1 pseudogene is annotated in these 457 nt (G+C 75.1%); it reads right to left on the reverse strand.

The annotated features are described in order from the left end of the window. A pseudogene (locus GPK39_RS08635) lies at positions 1-373 on the reverse strand (IS30 family transposase); the annotation flags it as partial. Positions 374-457 lie beyond the last annotated feature (84 nt).

Here is a 457-nt window from a genome sequence, read left to right on the forward strand (position 1 = left end):
CGAGCCGGTCGAACCTGATCCCGGCGCCCTTGGGCAGCAGCTTCCTGATCTCGACGTGGTTGCGCTCGCAGGCGCCCTTCTGGTCGCTGCGCCTCGGGTCGCAGTAGAACAGCCTCGTCTCGCCCGGCCCCTCGCCGAGCAGCGCCGCGATCGCCGCCTCGTCGGTGAACTCGGCGCCGTTGTCGGTGAGGACGGCGCGGAACACGCGGCGCGTCCCGTCGGCGCCGAGGATGGCCCGGACGCCCTCCAGGGCGTCCGCGACGCACCCGGCGGTCTTCTCCTCCAGCGGCAGCGCGAGCTGGAGCCTGCTGGGGCGGTGCAGCAGCGTGAGCAGGCAGGCGGAGTCCTCCCGGGCCCCCTCGACGGTGTCCATCTCCCAGGCCGCGGCGCACGCGTCCTCCCCGAGGGCGAGGAACGCGGCATGCGACCTGCGGGCGGAGTGGCGCGTGGCCGCCCG

It is taken from the genome of Collinsella aerofaciens, from assembly GCF_018785245.1.
GTDB classification, from domain to species: Bacteria; Actinomycetota; Coriobacteriia; order Coriobacteriales; family Coriobacteriaceae; genus Collinsella; species Collinsella aerofaciens_AD.